Genomic DNA, 16,268 nt, shown 5'->3' on the forward strand with positions numbered 1-16,268 from the left:
GAAAAAAACCGCGTACGGAAAACCCGGCGCAGAAACTCGCCGGGTTATAGCCAAAAGTGGTTGAAAAAGTGCGGCGCAGGAATTCAGCCGCGCAGATTGACGACGTTCGATTCCATGCCGAGCGCTTCACGGGCGCGCTCGACAATATGGGCGGCGTTGAGACGCGCCTGGTCGTACATCTTCGCCGGCGAGTCCTGATCTTGGAACACATCGGGGAGATGCATGGTGCGGATCTTGACGCCGTTGTCGAGAAGGCCGGTCTCGGCGAGGAAATGCAGCACGAAGGCGCCGAAGCCGCCGCGCGAGCCCTCTTCGACGGTAATGACGACTTCATGCTCGCGCACGAGGCGCATGATGAGATCGTGATCAAGAGGTTTCGCAAAACGCGCATCGGCGACGGTCGTGGAGATGCCCTGCGCCTCTAGCATGTCCGCGGCCTTGAGGGCTTCCTGCAAACGTCCGCCAAGCGCCAGCACCGCGACTTTCGTTCCCTCGCGCATGATCCGGCCTTTGCCGATCTCGAGGATCTTGCCGTTCTCGGGCATGTCGACGCCGACGCCCTCGCCGCGCGGATAGCGGAACGCGATCGGCCCTTCATCGTAAGCCGCGGCCGTCGCCGTCATGTGAACGAGCTCGGCTTCATCGCCCGACGCCATGATGACCATGTTCGGTAGACAGCCGAGATAAGCGATATCGAACGAACCGGCGTGCGTCTGGCCGTCGGCGCCCACGAGCCCGGCGCGGTCCATGGGGAAGCGCACGGGAAGGTTCTGGATTGCGACGTCATGAACGACAGAGTCGTAAGCGCGCTGCAGGAAGGTAGAGTAAATCGCGCAGAACGGCCGCAACCCGTCCGCCGCGAGACCTGCCGCAAACGTCACGGCATGCTGTTCCGCAATGCCGACATCGTAGCAGCGGTCCGGGAACACTTCGGCGAACATGTCGAGCGAAGTGCCGGACGGCATCGCCGCCGTGATGCCGATGATGCGGTCGTCCTTTTCCGCTTCCTTGATGAGGGTCTTTGCAAAGACTTTTTGGTAAGCGGGCGCGTTGGGCGTGCCTTTTTGCTGCTTGCCGGAGACGACGTCGAATTTGGCGACGCCGTGATATTTGTCGGCGGATTCCTCCGCAGGCGGATAACCGGCGCCCTTGCGGGTCACTACATGGACGAGCACCGGCCCGTCTTCCATGTCCCGGACATTTTCGAGGACCGGCACCAGCTGGTCGAGATTGTGCCCGTCGATGGGGCCCACATAGTAAAAGCCTAGCTCTTCAAAGAGGGTCCCGCCGGTGAACATGCCGCGGCCATATTCTTCGGCCTTCGCGAGCTGTTTGTAGACGGCTTTCGGCAGGCGCTTCGCGAGCTGCTTTCCGAAGGAGCGGAAGCCCTGATAGACGCCCGAAGACGACGCGCGAGCGAGATAGGCGCTCATGGCGCCGACCGGCGGCGCAATCGACATGTCGTTGTCGTTGAGGATCACCACCATCTTCGATCCAAGATGCCCGGCGTTGTTGAGGCCCTCATAGGCCATGCCGCCGGACATGGAGCCGTCGCCGATGACGGCGATGGATGTCGTGTCTTTCTTGAGGTGACGCGACGCTTCAGCGAAACCGGTCGCAGCCGAAATCGAGGTCGCGGCGTGGGCCGCGCCGAAGGGATCGTATTCGCTTTCGGAGCGCTTCGTAAAACCCGACAGCCCGCCGCCCTGACGCAGTGTCCGGATCCGGTCGCGGCGGCCGGTGATGATCTTGTGCGGGTAACACTGGTGGCCCACGTCCCAGACGAGGCGGTCTTCCGGGGTGTTGAAGACATAATGAATGGCCGTCGTCAGTTCGACAACGCCGAGGCCGGAGCCGAGATGCCCGCCGGTCACCGACACCACGTCGATCATTTCCGCGCGCAATTCATCGGCGAACTGGCGCAGCTGGCTCTTGTCGAGCTTTCTGAGATCGGCGGGAAATTTGACCGTATCGAGCAGCGGCGTGTCTACAGCCATGGGAAATCCCCTCTTATTATTATCAGCACTTAATACCCTGAGCCGGTAAAGCGGGCGCTTTGCGCTGCATTGCGGCAAGGCGCCCGTTCTAGCGCTTTCAGGGGATTTCTCCACCCCCGGGATGGTGAAAAGAAGGCAAGCCCACACCGATTTGAAGGCCGTTGTTGCCGAATGGGCGCGGGGCGAAAAACCAGTTCCTGATCGACGCGCCGTCTCCCCGCCAATCCGCCGCAGGGCCTACGCAATAACGCTTATTGCAAGTCATTCTCAAAAAGCCGACATAGGCCGTCCAACGGAGCGCCTATGCTACTGAGCCAGATGAAAAAAGGGGCCGCCGGCCGGGTGGTGGCGATCCGCGGTGACGATCCGCTGATCGAGGCGAAGCTGCGCGAGATTGGGTTCGCCGAAGATGACGCCGTCGAACTCGCCCATCTGGGCCCGCTCGCGAAAACGCCCATATGCGTGCGCCTCAACCGGACCTTGATTGCGCTCCGCACGGATGAGGCTGACGCCATCGAGGTCGAAGTCGACCGATGACCGGCGCCGAAGCAGACCTCGCGCCTGCGCGCGCCGCCCCGACGCGGGTCGCGCCCACACATGTCGCGCTTGTCGGGGCGCCCAATTGCGGCAAGTCGACCCTCTTCAACGGGCTGACCGGGGGGCGCGCCAAGGTCGCCAATTATCCGGGCGCCACGGTGGAGACGCGCCACGGCCGGTTCACAACGCCGGGCGGTCGTCAGATCGACCTGATCGACCTTCCCGGCTTCTACGGCATGTCGCCGCGCTCCCTCGACGAACGGCTCGCTCTCGACACCGTGCTCGGCAAGGACGGCGCCGCGCCCGAGCTGATCCTCGCGCTGATCGACGCGGGCACGTTGCGCACGCACCTGCAATCCGTTCTCCAGTTGAGGGCCATCGGCGCGCCGATGATCGTCGTCCTTAATATGTTCGATCTGGCGACGCGCGACGGTCTCGACATCGACATCGGCCGGCTTGAAAAGGAACTGGGCGTTCCCGTCGTCGCCGCCAATGCGACGCGCAAGGCTGGACGAGAGGCGCTGCTGGCGAAGCTCGATGCGGCGCTGGCGCAAGAGGAGATCGCCGCGCCGCAAGGGCCCTTCCCCGCGCCCGAAGACATCCGCGCCCATCAGAAAGAAGCGCGCCGCATCGCAGCCGCCGCCATCGCCTATGAGCCGCCCTTCAACCGCGCGACCCGCGCCATCGACCGGGTAACGCTGCATCCTGTGGCGGGACCGTTCATTCTTGCCGCCATTCTCTTTTTCATGTTCCAGATGGTCTACTCATGGTCGGCGGGACCGGTGGACATGCTCGACGCGGGCGCCGCCGCGCTCGGGGAATTTATTGGCGCGCATATGCCGGCGGGATGGCTGCGCGATCTCCTTGTCGACGGCGTCATCGCGGGCGTCGGCAGCGTCGTCGTCTTCCTGCCGCAGATCGTCATCCTCTTCACCTTCATCCTGCTGCTCGAAGCGTCAGGTTATATGGCCCGCGCCGCATTCCTGATGGACGAGCTAATGCACCGTTTCGGCCTCAATGGCCGAGCGTTCATTCCACTCTTGTCGAGTTTCGCCTGCGCGATCCCGGGCATCATGGCGTCGCGGGTCATTGAAAACGAGCGCGACCGGCTGACCACGATCCTCATCGCGCCGCTGATGACCTGTTCGGCGCGCCTGCCCGTTTATGCGCTGATCATCGGCGCGTTCATTCCGGAAGACAGCATCGGCCCGTTCAATCTGCAGGGGCTTGTTCTTTTCGCGCTCTACATCACCGGCATCATCAGCGCGGTCGCCATCGCCTTCCTCTTTAAACGGACGATTGCGAAAGCGCGCTCGCAACCGCTGATCATGGAGCTGCCGACCTACAAGCTTCCCAATGCGAAGGATTTCTTCATCAGCCTGTGGATGCGCGCCTCCGCCTTCCTCAAACGCGCCGGCACAGTGATCCTCGCCACCTCGGTCATTCTGTGGTTTCTCGCCGCATATCCTGCGTCGGCGACAACCTTGAAAGAAAGTTTTGCGGGACGCATCGGAAGCCTCATCGAACCTTTGCTCGCGCCTATAGGCTTCAACCTCGAAATCGCCATTGCCCTGGTCCCGGGCATGGCGGCGCGCGAAGTCGCCGTGGGCGCCCTCGGCACCGTCTACGCCGTTCATGGCGGGGCGGAGAATGCGCAAGGCCTCTCCGAAACCCTGCAATCGGCGTGGAGCCTGCCGACGGCGCTCGCCTTTCTCGCCTGGTATGTGTTCGCGCCGCAATGTTTCGCGACGCTGGCCACTATGCGGCGCGAGACCGGCTCCTGGAAATGGCCCGCCTTCGCGCTCATCTATCTTTTCACGCTGGCTTACGCCGCCGCGGGCCTCACCTACTGGGTGAGCCGCGCCGCAGGGCTTTGATCGCCCCATTGCAGAAGCCTTCATCCTGAGGAGCAAAAATTCCTTTGTCCTTCGAGACGGACCTTTGGTCCTCCTCAGGATAAAGGAATTTTTGTGTCTCGAAGGATCGAAGGCGTTTGTCTATTCGAAGCTGGCTTTTTCGGCTTTCGGCTTACCGTCGCTACCCACAACGATCTTCTCGATCTTTTCCTGCGCGGATTTCAGCGTTTTTTCGCAATGGGCTTTAAGGGCCGCCCCGCGTTCGTATAGCGCGATGGATTCCTCGAGCGCCGCGCCGCCGCTTTCGAGCTTGCTGACGATCTCCTCGAGCTCGGCGAGGGCCTTTTCAAAGGAGAGTGCGGCGATGTCATTGGGTGCTTTAGCCATAGGCGCTGTTTAGCGGGCTGCGCAGACCGGGGCAAGCGGCCCCTGCCCGCTTGCCCTCTTGCTCAGTCCGCGGGAAGCCATAAGAAGGCCCGGTGGAAAAATTCGACGTCATCATCATCGGCGCCGGGGCGGCCGGTTTCATGTGCGCCATCGAGGCGGGGCGCCGGGGCCGGCGCGTGGCGCTCCTCGATCATGCGACGAAACCGGCGGAGAAAATCCGCATCTCCGGCGGCGGGCGATGCAACTTCACCAACATCCATGCGGGCCCGAAACACTACCTGTCCGCGAACCCGCATTTCTGCGTCTCGGCGCTGAAGCGCTATACGGCCGCCGACTTCATCGCCAGGGTCGCGGCGCGCGGCATCCAATATCACGAAAAGACTCTAGGCCAGCTTTTCTGCGACGGCTCGTCGAAAGAGATCATCGACATGCTGCTCGATGACGCGCGCGAGGCCGACGTCGAGCTGCGGCTTTCAACGTTCGTCGAACGTGTCGAAAAAACCGCGGACGGATTTTCGCTTGAGACAAACAACGGCGCTCTCGCCTCAACGTCTCTCGTCATTGCAACGGGCGGCAAGTCGATCCCGAAAATGGGCGCGACGGATTTCGCCTATCGCATCGCGCGGCAATTCGGTCTCAACATCGTCGAGCCGCGCCCGGCGCTCGTTCCCCTTACCTTCTCCGCGGGAACACTCGAGGAAACGGCGCCACTCTCTGGCGTCAGCACGGAGGCGGTTGTCTCCTGCAACGGCGCCAAGTTTCGCGAGGCGCTGCTCTATACCCATCGCGGCCTGTCGGGCCCGGCGATTTTGCAGATTTCATCCTACTGGCGCGAGGGAGATGAAATCGCCGTGGATTTGGCGCCGGAGACGGACATGTTCGCGGCCCTCAAAACCGCGCGTCAGACAAATGGAAAACTCGCGCCGCAAACGGTGTTGTCAAACATCCTGCCGAAGCGTCTCGCAGACTGGGTCGCCCAAAAATCAGATGGCGGCGCAAACGCATCGGGCCGCATCGGCGATTACAATGATGCGCGATTGAGATCGCTCGCCGCCGCCGTAAAGAACTGGCGGGTGAGACCCGCAGGGTCCGAAGGCTGGCGCACGGCGGAAGTGACCCTCGGCGGCGTTTCGACGGACGCGCTGTCGTCGAAAACCATGGAAGTCAAATCCGTCCCCGGCCTCTATGTCATCGGCGAAGCCGTCGACGTCACCGGCTGGCTCGGCGGCTATAACTTCCAATGGGCCTGGTCATCGGGCTGGGCGGCGGGACAGGTTGTTTGAGTTACGCCGCTTTCTGGCGCTTATCCGCCTGCGTAATCAGCGCGCGGTAGTCGTCGAGGTCGCCGTCATAGGGTTTCGCGGCGCCGTCCTTCACCAGCCACAACTGGTCCGCCGTCGCTTCGGCGAGGAACACGTCGTGGGTAATGAGGAGCACCGCGCCCGGATAATCGTTGAGCGCATAGATCAGCGCCTCGCGGCTGTCGATGTCGAGATGCGAGGTCGGCTCATCGAGGATCAGGATATGCGGCGCGTCAAGAGACATGAGCCCAAGCAGGAGGCGGACCTTCTCCCCGCCCGACAGTTTCTCGACCTTGGTGTCGACCTTCTCGTGTGAAAAGCCCATCTGCGCCGCCTTGGCGCGCTGCTTGCCGACGGGCGTGTCCTTGGGCAGCGCGCGGCGCACATGCTCTAGCACCGTGTCGCCAAGGGTCAGTTCATCGAGCTGGTCTTGCGAGAAATAGCCGATGCGGATCGAGCGCGGCGCGGTCAGGTCCCCGCTGAGAAGCTTTAGGCGTCCGGCGATCGACTTCACCAGCGTCGTCTTGCCCTGCCCGTTGGCGCCGACGATCGCAATGCGGTCTTCCGGATCGACGCGCAGATCGACGCCGGAGAGGATCAGCGCATCCTCGCCATAGCCGAGGTCAGCGCCAGCGATGTGCAGCATCGGCGGCGACAGCTCGTCCTTCGGCGCAGGGAAATGGAACGGCGTCGTGCGCTCGGCGAGCGGGATCGAAATGTCCTGCATCTTTTCGAGCTTTTTGACCCGCGATTGCGCCTGGCGCGCTTTCGACGCCTTGGCGCGGAAGCGGTCGACGAACGCCTGAAGGTGCGCCTTTTCCGCTTCCTGCTTCGACCGCTGGCTCTCAAGCTGCGCCAGTTTCGCCGCCCGCAGTTTCAGCCACGCATCATAACCGCCGGGGCAGACGGTGAGCTGCTTGTGCTCCAGCGCCATCGTATGCGTGACGCAGCGGTTCAGGAGCTCGCGGTCGTGAGAGACGATCAGCACCGTATGCGGATATTTCTTGATGTAGCTTTCGAGCCAGGCCGCGCCCTCGAGATCGAGATAGTTGGTCGGCTCGTCGAGGAGCAGCAAGTCCGGCTCGGAAAAGAGAACGCCGGCGAGCGCCGCGCGCATGCGCCAGCCGCCGGAGAACTCGCGCGTTGCGCGCGAAAGATCGTCGTCGGAAAAGCCGAGGCCCTTCAACACTTCCGCCGCCCGCGCCTCCGCCGACCAGGCGTCAATGTCGATCAGGCGGGTGTGAATGTCGGCGATCCGCATGGGATCTTCGGCGGTCTCCGCCTCCGCCATCAGGGCGTGGCGTTCCTTATCGGCGGCGAGCACCACCTCGAGGATGGTCTCGTCCGTCGCCGCGACTTCCTGCGCGACCCAGCCGAGCCGCGCCCGCCCGCTCATGCGGATGACGCTGTCTGCCGCCGGATTGGCGATCTCCTCGCGGATGAGGCGCAACAGGGTGGACTTGCCCGTGCCGTTGCGGCCGATCAGCCCGACCTTCCAGCCGGACGAAATCTGCGCCGACGCCCGCTCAAACAAGGGGCGCGCCTCAACACGGTAATCGAGATTGGTGATCGTCAGCATTGGCGGGTCTTACCGCAATGCAGCAATTAGGCAAGGGGGCCAGTCTGGGAGCTCTTTTGCGGCTCCGCGCCGCTGACGTCAGCGGCTGGCTCGGCGGCTATAATTTTCAGCGGGAGTGGTCGTCGTGGCAGGGTTTTTTAGGGGGCGAACTTACGGCTGAAATAACATATCCCGATGATACTCAAAATGCTCTCGCTGAGGTTGAAATCGCGATGGCAAAACGAGTTTTTCGCTCGCTATACTTTTCATTTTGGCCGTAGTTTCTTCATGCAATTTAGATGAAAATAAGACCGTGTAATCATCATCAATAGCAATCAACCCTTGATCGAAAGCACGATCAAAAAGTGGGTTTAAGCAAATTCCGTTTCGAGGATCTGTTCGCAAGCCAACATTGTGGCTCCATGGGACGATGTGACCGGCTACTAATAACTCCGGCGTAGTGATGCCCGATAGCGCACATTTTGAATCGTATGACGCTAAAACGAGACGACGAAAAAATCCCTGATTCACTCTGCGCTTAGTCCGTGTTTCGATCTCCAAACCAGGAGCAAACTCAGCAATAAAATCTTGCTCATGCTGTTCAGAGAAACCAGAAAGGCGTTCTTCAGGAAATGCCAGTGTCCCTAGCCTTTCATTGAAAAATTCAGCCCATACCTGTTTATCTAAACTGCTGACATTACCCATGCCCTTTCGCGCAATTGTAGGATCAAGGCTCGCAAAATTTACAAGCTTTAGCGCCATGGCATTGGGTGTACGGCCGAGCTGTTCGGCCAAAGCAATTATCTCTGGATTTCTCGCATGCAGCCGTCCGAACGGGGTCACGCAATAGAGGTAAAGCGCCTGAACGAGTTCTTCTCTATTCCAAAGCCGCCTAACCACAGCCATTTTTCTCTCAATGGTAAGAGCCGCCTACTCCGCCACCGCAGCCGCGCCGACGGGACGCTTCTCCCCCGCCGGCTCATAAATCCGCCAGGACCAGTAGTGGTTGCCGCCGTCGCGTTCGACGCGGACCCATCCCTCGCGGCGCAGGCGCCGGTCGATCATCCAGTTGAGATAGCCATGGGCGCAGAGGAGGACATCGCCTTTCGCGGCCTGGGTCTCGAGGCGGGAGACGATTTCGGCGACGCGGCCCCAGGTTTCGCGGTGATGTTCGACGCCGGGCGGCGCGTAGCCGAGGCTCCAGAGGACGCGCGATACGACGCCCCACTGGCCGGGGCGCAGCCTGATGAAGTCGGGCCAGGGCGGCGGCGGCAGGGGCGCTTCCACGAACATCGGGTCGGCGGGAACGTCGCGCGCCCCGCCGGTCGCCTGCGCCGCGGTTTCGATGGCGCGCGGCAGAGTCGAGGAAAGAACCGTCTTCGCACCGCGGGCGAGCGCAATCAGGCCGTCCGGCGGGCGCTCATCGGGGTGGAGGCCGCTTTCATCGTAACGCGCCCACCAGTCGCCATATTCCCGCGCCGTGATGGTCACGTCGCGCGAGAGGTTCGGGCGCCCATGGCGTGCGGTGATGATGCGGCCGGTCATGACGATACTGCTTTGCCCCGCCGTCCCTTATGGCGCGGTTTCTACACGTCCATCAAGACTTTAACATGGGCCGCGGCGCTCGCCGCGAGGGCCTTGAGGTCGTAGCCGCCCTCCATGATGGAGACGAGCCGTCCGGCGGCCTTGTCCCTCGCGACGGCGGCGATTTCGCGCGTCACCCAGGCAAAATCGTCTTCGGTCAGCTCAAGTCCGCCCAGGGGGTCTGCGCGATGGGCGTCGAACCCTGCGGAAATGACAATGAGATCCGGCCCGAAGTCGGACAGCGCCAGCAAAAGCGTCTCGCCCCAGGCGCGGCGGAAAGCGAGGCTCCCCTCCCCGCCGGCGAGCGGCGCATTGGCTATATTGTCGAAGGCGCCGCGGTCCGACGCCCGGCCCGTTCCCGGATATTGCGGCCATTCGTGGGACGAGGCGTAGAAGGCGTTTTCATCGTGCCAGAAGGCGGCTTCGGTTCCGTTGCCGTGATGCACGTCGAAATCGACGACGGCGACGCGCTTCGCCCCGTGTGCGGCGCGCGCATGTAGCGCGGCGATGGCGGCGCCGTTGAAAAGACAGAACCCCATGGCGCGTTCAGGCTCCGCATGATGGCCCGGCGGACGCGCGGCGACGAAGGCGTTTTTCGCTTCGCCTTTATAAAGCGCATCCACCGCCGCGCAGGCGCCCCCAGCGGCGCGGAGGCTCGCGTCCACCGAATGGGGTCCCGCAAAGGTGTCGGCGTCGAACTGCACCAGCCCTTCGGCCGGAGAGTTATCCTCGACGAGTTCGCGGAAGCGCTCTGAGTGGACGCGCTCCACTTGCTCCGCATTGGCGCGCGGCGGCATGCGTCTTTCCAGCGATGCGAAATCTTCTCGCCCCAGCATTTGTTCGACGGCGGCGTAACGGCCGGGATGCTCCACATGGCCGGGCGGCACTTCATGGGCGCCGAAAGAGGCGTGGGTGTATAAAAGCGTGGTCATGGTGCGGGATCATATCTGCGTGATGTCGGCTTGGAAATGGCGGAGAGGGCTGCTTTTTACGCTCGACAGGAAAACGAGATCTTTCATAAAAACGATAAGGCAAATCGGGGCCGCGAAAATGAAAAAACTGGCTTTCGGGATCGCAGGCGCTGTCGCTCTCGTGGCGGTCATTGTAATTACCCGCACGCTCATGCTCGGCGGACCCGATGCAGGAGACAGGACCGCACAGACGCCGACTGCCTATGACGGCGACGCCATCGCCGAACGCCTTTCCGAGGCGATCCGCTTCAAGACCATCTCCTGGAATACGCAGACGCCGCCGGACGCTGAAGCTTTTGACGGCTTCGCGGCGTTTCTGACGCGCGCCTATCCGGCGGCGCATGGCGTCATGAGCCGCGAAACCGTCGGCGGTCATTCGCTGATCTACAAATGGGCGGGCACAAGCGCTGTTGAAAAGCCCGTCGCACTCACCGCGCATATTGACGTCGTTCCGGTTGAGACGGGTACGGAGAATTTATGGGCCCAGCCGGCGTTTTCCGGCGCGATCGCCGACGGCGCCGTCTGGGGCCGCGGGGCCATGGACAACAAGGGGCAATTGATCGCGATCATGGAGGCGATGGAAAAACTCGCCGCCGATGGCTTCGCTCCCTCGCGCGACATCTATCTCCTGTTCGGCCATGACGAAGAGCTTGGGGGATTTTCCGGCGCCGGCGAGATCGCAAAACTGCTAACCTCGCGGGGCGTCCATTTCGAATGGACGCTGGACGAAGGCTCCGGCCTCGTTCAGGGATTGATCCCCGGCGTCGCCTCCCCCGTCGCGCTGCTTTCCATTGGCGAAAAAGGCTCAACAACCTTGCGCTTCACTGCGAGCGCGCCGGGCGGGCATTCCTCGGCGCCGGGCAAGGACACGGCGGTCAGCATCGCCGCGCGCGCCGTCGTCGCCGTTACGGACAACCCTTACCCTCTGGAGCTGGACGACAATATCGTCTCCTTCCTGCATGCTATTGCGCCGGAAATGCCGTTCCTGCAGCGTATGGCGCTCGCCAATCTCTGGCTTACCGGCGCAATCATCAAAGATCAGCTGGCGGACGATCCGTCTACCGCTGCAGTGCTTCACACCACCACCGCGCCCACTATTATCGAAGGCGGCGAGAAAACAAACGTCCTGCCGCAGCGGGCTTCCGCCTTCGTGAATTATCGGATTCATCCGCGTGACAATGTCGACGCAGTAAAAGAACGCGCCATCCGGCTGATCGATGATGAACGCGTAAGCGTTGAAGCGGTCGGAGGACGCGAGCCGAGCCCGTCAGCCTCAACAAGCTCTGACGGCTACCGCGCTATGGAAAAAGCCGTCGCGAGGGTTTTCGGCGAAGTTCCCACCACACCTTTCCTGACCCTGCAAGGCACCGATACGCGCCATTACATCGGCCTCGCCGATGACAATTACCGTTTCACACCCTTCATTTATCAGTCGGACGATCTTGCGCGCATTCATGGCAATGACGAGCGCGTTCTGATCGAGGATCTCGCCCGCGGCGCCGCATGGTACGAAACGCTTTTGCGCGAAACTGCAGGCGCACCGTAAGACGCATCCTTTTTTGCCCGCCCGCTTGACAATCCGCTGACCGGCGCTTTATTTAACATATCTGTTAATTGCAGACTTGGTTAAATATGGACCCGCTTTCCGCCGCCTTTTCCGCCCTCGCCGACCCCACCCGCCGGGCCATCCTTGCGCGCCTCGCCGAAGGGGAAGCGACGGTCAACGAGATCGCTGAGCCGTTCGACATCAGTCTTCCAGCTGTATCGCGGCATCTCAAAGTGCTCGAAAGCGCCGGCCTCATCTCGCGCGGCCGGGATGCGCAATGGCGGCCCTGCAAGCTTGAGCCGGACGCGCTCAAAAGCATCGACGAATGGCTCGAATTCTATCGGCGCTTCTGGGATCAGCGCTTCGACAAGATGGGCGCCTATCTCGCCCGCCTGCAAAAACAGAAAAAGAAAAAGGAGAAATCCAAATGAGCGCCCAACTCGCCGATAACGAACTCCTGATCATGCGCACATTCGACGCGCCGGCCGATCTGGTTTTTTCCATGTGGTCGGACCCGTAGCATTTCAAAAACTGGATGGGACCGGAGACATTCGACTGTCCTGTCGTCGAGATGGATTTCCGCGTCGGCGGCGCCTATCGCGCCATGATCCGGTCAGACGAACATGGCGAGAACTGGTTCGGCGGCGTTTACAAAGAGATCGAACCCAATTCGCGTCTCGTCTTTACTTTCATCTGGGACAGCGGCGGCCCGTCGGACGGTGTCGAACAGCTCGTCACCATCCTCTTCCGCGAAATCGGCGGCAAGACCGAGCAGATCTTCCATCAGGCCGGCATTCTCAACACCGAAAGCCGCGACAGCCAGATGGGCGGATGGTCGAGCGCGTTCAACAAGCAACAACAATATGTTGAACAACAACAAACAAAGGAGAAACCCGAATGATTACCATATCCGCATTCGCCTGGGTGCCAGATTTTGCCAAGGGACAAGTGAAGGATCTGCGCGTGCGCTGGGCGCTCGAAGAAGCCGGCCTTTCCTACAAGACGCGTCTTCTCGAACAGGGCGACCAGGACAAGCCCGATTACCGCGCCAAGCAGCCTTTCGGGCAGGTGCCCGTTTTTGAAGAAGACGGGCTTGTCATGTTCGAAACCGGCGCCATCGTTCTTCATGTCGGCGAACGCTGCGAGGCGCTTTTGCCGAAGGAGAAAAAAGCGCGCGCAAAGGCGCAGCAATGGGTGCTCGCGGCGTTGAATTCCATAGAGCCGTTCATTGCGAACGTCGCCATCATCGATCTGTTCTACGCTGGCGAGGAATGGGCGAAACTGCGCAGGCCCGGCGCAGTCGAGTTCATGCACAAGCGCCTCGACGCGCTCTCGAACAATCTAGGCGACAAGAAATTCCTGGACGGCGACATCTTCACTGCAGGCGATCTGGTGATGTCGACTGTCTTGCGCGGCATGCCGGAAATCGCCGAGCGCGACCCGCGCCTCGCCGCCTATATCGACCGCTGTACGAGCCGGCCCGCCTTCAAACGCGCTCTTGATGCGCAGCTTGGCGACTTCCGGGAAGCGGCGTGATTTCCGCATCGGAGATATCACCCTATGGCGAAGCTCATCTTCGGAATGAACGTTTCCCTTGACGGTTATGTGGATCATGACGCGTTTGCGCCGGACCCCGCGCTCTTCCGTCATTTCATCGAGCAGGCGCACAGCCTGACCGGCAGCATCTACGGCCGCCGCCTTTATGAAGTCATGCGTTATTGGGACGACGATCATCCTGAATGGACGCCGGACCTTAAAGAGTTTGCTGAGGCGTGGCGCCGCCAGAAGAAATGGGTCGTATCGCGCACCTTAAAGTCTGTCGGCCCTAACGCCACGCTCCTCGCCGGCGATGCCGAGACGGCGATACGCAAATTGAAGGACGAGATCAAAGGCGAGATCGAAGTCGGCGGGACAGTGCTGGCGCACAGTCTCGCCGAAACCGGCCTCATCGATGAATATCTGCTCTACTTTCACCCCGTCGTCCTCGGAAAAGGCACGCCGTACTTCGCCGGACCGCGGCCGCCGCTGCGCCTCGTAGGACATGATCCAATCGGCGAGAAAGCGATCAGGCTGACCTACATTCCCGCCTGACCGCGTAACGGCCCATTGCGGTTGGCGGCGGAATGCGCTCTTTTCAGCTCCCGAAAGAGCCGAGGAGAGCCCTGATGCCGCAATTCGACATGATCGTGATCGACCCCGAGCGCGCCAAGGGCGCAGAGGTCGAGGAGCATAAAGCCGGAAAACCCCTGCGAGAGGGCGGCGGCGACGAAACTTATCGCTGCGGCGGCTGCAAGACGAAACTCTTAGTCAATGTCGGCCATCACGACGCCCATGGCGCCGTCATCAAATGCGGCAAATGCGGCAAGATCAATATCGAACCGCATCACCATCATCACTAAGAAGACTCTTAGGCGAGCGGCCAGCCTTCCGGACGCTCCTCGACGATTTCGACTTTGTCGCCAACCGCAATCGCCCCCTCCCCGCGCGGCGCCGAATTCCAGCCGAACAAAACGACATTCGATAGGTCCGGATGCGCCGACCGGCGGATCTTATGAAGCGTTTTCAGTGGCTCCCGTCCGGTTTTTATGCCGGTTTCAGGATCGAGGGTCGTCACCACGCAGCGGTCGCAAGGTTTGGCGAGATCGGTCGTCACATTGCCGATGCGGATCGTCTTCCAGAAATCCTCCGCCCACGGATCGGCGCCGTCGATGACGATATTCGGCCGGAACCGCTTCATGGGAACCGCCTCGCCGCCATCCGCCCCAATCGCCTTGTTCAGCGCCTCGAGCGACGCCGTCGTCGTCACGAGAAGCGGATAAGAGTCAGCGAAACTCACCGGCAGCTTCGGCCCCCACCGGCCCGAGGTCGTACGCGCCGTCTCAGCATCCATGTAAAACAGTCTCGCCGGACGTCCGAGCGCCGCCGAAAGCCATTCGCCCACGTCATCGCCCGCATCCAGGGCGTTCACTTCGTCATTCCATATTTTGACGGAGCGGCGCGAAGCTTTGGCCGGCCGGGCGGCGGCGAAGGACGCGCCTTCATAAGAAAGATTGAGACCTTCCGGAATGGGCGTTGCGGCGATGCGCGCCAGCGCAGGACACGTCCGCTGCGTGAGGAAACCGCCACCCTCATCCGTAATCAGCCAGCGCCGGTCGCCTTCAAGGCCGCGCGGCTTCACCTCTGCGCGGTCAAGATGGACAGCGCGCACGCCCTTCACTGGATAAATGTGGAGCGAGGAAACCCGCATCCTATCCAAGCATGCCTTTCATCAGGGTCTCCGCAACGCCGGGCGGCGGTGTCGAGGAATCCGGCACGAAGAAGTCAGGCGCAAGCTGCTTCGACGGGTCGACACGATATTTCTCGAAATCCTTTACGCCATTCTCATAAAGGAAAGTGTCGTCGATGATGAAATTCCCCGTGAACTCTTTCGCGGGTTTGGTAAAAATCATGTGCGCCGCATCGGCGAGAATGTCCGTCGTTCGGGAGGCCTGCATCATCGCATCGCCGCCCAGCGCGAATTTCACAGCCGCCGTGGCGATTGCAGTGCGCGGCCAAAGCGCGTTGAAGGCGATCCCGTCACTTTTAAATTCCGCCGCCATGCCAAGGACGCACATGGACATGCCGTATTTCGCCATGGTGTAGGCCGTATGGCCGGCGAACCATTTCGGCGACATGTCGAGCGGCGGCGACAGCATCAGCACATGCGGATTTTCCGCCTTTTTGAGATGAGGGATGCAGGTTTTCGATGTCAGAAAGGTGCCGCGAGCATTGATGGAATGCATCAAATCCCAGCGCTTCATCTCCGTCGCTTCGGTGCCTGTGAGCGAGATCGCTGAGGCGTTGTTTATGCAGATATCGACGCCGCCGAATTTTTCGACCGTAGCCGCCACAGCCGCCTGGACCTGATCTTCATGCCTGATGTCGCAAACGAGCGGCAGCGCTTTGCCGCCCGCCGCATCGATTTCCTCGGCGGCCGTGTAGATCGTGCCAGGCAAGTGCTTATGGGGTTCGGCGGATTTGGCGGCGATCGCGACATTGGCGCCGTCTTTCGCCGCCCGAAGCGCAATCGCAAGGCCAATGCCGCGGCTCGCGCCGGTAATGAAAAGCGTTTTGTTTTTGAGATTGGTCATGCCGGGCCTCCGTTTTCGGCGGCGAGACTAGCGCCGCCGCGGCCCGGCGCAACCATTTTGAGCATGTAAGGCTTATCGCCCCTTATCGCAGCCGCAGCCAATGGCGCCACAGGCTTCTCTGAACGACGTCACTCGCGTGATTTTCTCGCAAGGACAGCCCGGACTATGGTCGTCGCGCATCGCACCAATCGCAATGTGATCTTTCATGACCGCGCAACCGATCCCATGCGAGTCGAGATGCGACTTGATCATCAAAAGATTGGACAGGCCGCGCGATTCGTCAGGCATAAAATCTCCTTTCAAACATATTGAATTCAGCAGAACGCCGCCGCGCTGTGAGCGCGAAGGTGATGCCTTAAACGGCGCGAGGCAAGACCGGTTCCGGAGATGTGAAGAAATAT

At 61.3% G+C, this 16,268-nt stretch carries 17 protein-coding genes and 1 pseudogene; 9 read left to right on the forward strand and 9 right to left on the reverse strand.

What is annotated here, in order from left to right:
- Window positions 1–83 precede the first annotated feature (83 nt).
- On the reverse strand, window positions 84–1,997 hold the full coding sequence (gene dxs, locus ACQY5P_RS08140; protein ID WP_428410242.1) for a 1-deoxy-D-xylulose-5-phosphate synthase: 1,914 nt from the start codon (window positions 1,995–1,997) through the stop codon (window positions 84–86).
- Between the two features lie 303 nt (window positions 1,998–2,300).
- Between dxs and ACQY5P_RS08145 the strand changes: the two genes are divergently transcribed.
- Window positions 2,301–2,534, forward strand: a complete 234-nt coding sequence (locus ACQY5P_RS08145; RefSeq protein ID WP_428410243.1) for a FeoA family protein — start codon at window positions 2,301–2,303, stop codon at window positions 2,532–2,534.
- Entirely contained in the window at window positions 2,531–4,411 is a 1,881-nt protein-coding gene (gene feoB, locus ACQY5P_RS08150) for a ferrous iron transport protein B (protein WP_428410244.1), read from the forward strand. Before ACQY5P_RS08145 ends, feoB begins: the two co-directional genes overlap by 4 nt.
- A 120-nt stretch (window positions 4,412–4,531) precedes the next feature.
- Here feoB and ACQY5P_RS08155 read toward each other — a convergent pair whose 3' ends face one another.
- The gene (locus ACQY5P_RS08155; RefSeq protein ID WP_428410245.1) at window positions 4,532–4,777 is read right to left on the reverse strand and encodes an exodeoxyribonuclease VII small subunit; all 246 of its coding nucleotides are present in this window, start codon (window positions 4,775–4,777) and stop codon (window positions 4,532–4,534) included.
- Window positions 4,778–4,869: 92 nt separating this feature from the next.
- Here ACQY5P_RS08155 and ACQY5P_RS08160 point away from each other — a divergent pair, with 92 nt between their 5' ends.
- The gene (locus tag ACQY5P_RS08160) at window positions 4,870–6,060 is read left to right on the forward strand and encodes an NAD(P)/FAD-dependent oxidoreductase (protein ID WP_428410246.1); all 1,191 of its coding nucleotides are present in this window, start codon (window positions 4,870–4,872) and stop codon (window positions 6,058–6,060) included.
- Window position 6,061: 1 nt separating this feature from the next.
- On the opposite strand, the gene ACQY5P_RS08165 is transcribed toward ACQY5P_RS08160, so the two are convergent.
- The 4 genes from ACQY5P_RS08165 to ACQY5P_RS08180 all read right to left on the reverse strand — a co-directional run bounded on the left by ACQY5P_RS08165 (window position 6,062) and on the right by ACQY5P_RS08180 (window position 10,152).
- A complete protein-coding gene (locus ACQY5P_RS08165) occupies window positions 6,062–7,657 on the reverse strand; it encodes an ABC-F family ATP-binding cassette domain-containing protein (protein ID WP_428410247.1) in 1,596 nt (531 codons plus the stop codon).
- A gap of 150 nt (window positions 7,658–7,807) precedes the next feature.
- Window positions 7,808–8,542, reverse strand: coding sequence for an HNH endonuclease (locus ACQY5P_RS08170; RefSeq protein ID WP_428410248.1), 735 nt, complete (start codon window positions 8,540–8,542; stop codon window positions 7,808–7,810).
- Between the two features lie 24 nt (window positions 8,543–8,566).
- Window positions 8,567–9,181, reverse strand: a complete 615-nt coding sequence (locus tag ACQY5P_RS08175) for a histidine phosphatase family protein (RefSeq protein ID WP_428410249.1) — start codon at window positions 9,179–9,181, stop codon at window positions 8,567–8,569.
- 41 nt (window positions 9,182–9,222) lie between these two features.
- Window positions 9,223–10,152, reverse strand: a complete 930-nt coding sequence (locus ACQY5P_RS08180; protein WP_428410250.1) for a histone deacetylase family protein — start codon at window positions 10,150–10,152, stop codon at window positions 9,223–9,225.
- A 118-nt stretch (window positions 10,153–10,270) separates the two neighbouring features.
- On the opposite strand from ACQY5P_RS08180, the gene ACQY5P_RS08185 reads away from it, so the two are divergent.
- The 6 genes and pseudogenes from ACQY5P_RS08185 (at window position 10,271) to ACQY5P_RS08210 (ending at window position 14,136) form a co-directional block, all read left to right on the forward strand.
- On the forward strand, window positions 10,271–11,737 hold the full coding sequence (locus ACQY5P_RS08185; RefSeq protein WP_428410251.1) for a M20 family peptidase: 1,467 nt from the start codon (window positions 10,271–10,273) through the stop codon (window positions 11,735–11,737).
- Window positions 11,738–11,823: 86 nt separating this feature from the next.
- Window positions 11,824–12,168 carry an ArsR/SmtB family transcription factor gene (locus ACQY5P_RS08190; RefSeq protein ID WP_428410252.1) on the forward strand — a complete coding sequence of 115 codons (345 nt, stop codon included), beginning with the start codon at window positions 11,824–11,826 and terminating at the stop codon, window positions 12,166–12,168.
- Between the two features lie 101 nt (window positions 12,169–12,269).
- A pseudogene (locus tag ACQY5P_RS08195) lies at window positions 12,270–12,638 on the forward strand (SRPBCC family protein); the annotation flags it as partial.
- Window positions 12,635–13,273 carry a glutathione S-transferase family protein gene (locus ACQY5P_RS08200; protein ID WP_428410253.1) on the forward strand — a complete coding sequence of 213 codons (639 nt, stop codon included), beginning with the start codon at window positions 12,635–12,637 and terminating at the stop codon, window positions 13,271–13,273. The pseudogene ACQY5P_RS08195 and the gene ACQY5P_RS08200, both read left to right, overlap by 4 nt.
- A gap of 24 nt (window positions 13,274–13,297) precedes the next feature.
- A complete protein-coding gene (locus tag ACQY5P_RS08205; protein ID WP_428410254.1) occupies window positions 13,298–13,828 on the forward strand; it encodes a dihydrofolate reductase family protein in 531 nt (176 codons plus the stop codon).
- A 74-nt stretch (window positions 13,829–13,902) separates the two neighbouring features.
- Window positions 13,903–14,136, forward strand: a complete 234-nt coding sequence (locus ACQY5P_RS08210; RefSeq protein ID WP_428410255.1) for a hypothetical protein — start codon at window positions 13,903–13,905, stop codon at window positions 14,134–14,136.
- An 8-nt stretch (window positions 14,137–14,144) separates the two neighbouring features.
- Here ACQY5P_RS08210 and ACQY5P_RS08215 read toward each other — a convergent pair whose 3' ends face one another.
- The 3 genes from ACQY5P_RS08215 to ACQY5P_RS08225 form a co-directional block, all read right to left on the reverse strand.
- Window positions 14,145–14,984: an MOSC domain-containing protein gene (locus ACQY5P_RS08215; protein ID WP_428410256.1), complete on the reverse strand. Its 840-nt coding sequence runs from the start codon at window positions 14,982–14,984 to the stop codon at window positions 14,145–14,147.
- Window position 14,985: 1 nt separating this feature from the next.
- Entirely contained in the window at window positions 14,986–15,867 is an 882-nt protein-coding gene (locus tag ACQY5P_RS08220; RefSeq protein ID WP_428410257.1) for an SDR family oxidoreductase, read from the reverse strand.
- A gap of 72 nt (window positions 15,868–15,939) precedes the next feature.
- Window positions 15,940–16,155, reverse strand: coding sequence for a hypothetical protein (locus ACQY5P_RS08225; RefSeq protein WP_428410258.1), 216 nt, complete (start codon window positions 16,153–16,155; stop codon window positions 15,940–15,942).
- Window positions 16,156–16,268 lie beyond the last annotated feature (113 nt).

This window comes from Hyphococcus sp. (assembly GCF_965267305.1).
In the GTDB taxonomy this organism is placed as follows: Bacteria; Pseudomonadota; Alphaproteobacteria; order Caulobacterales; family Parvularculaceae; genus Hyphococcus.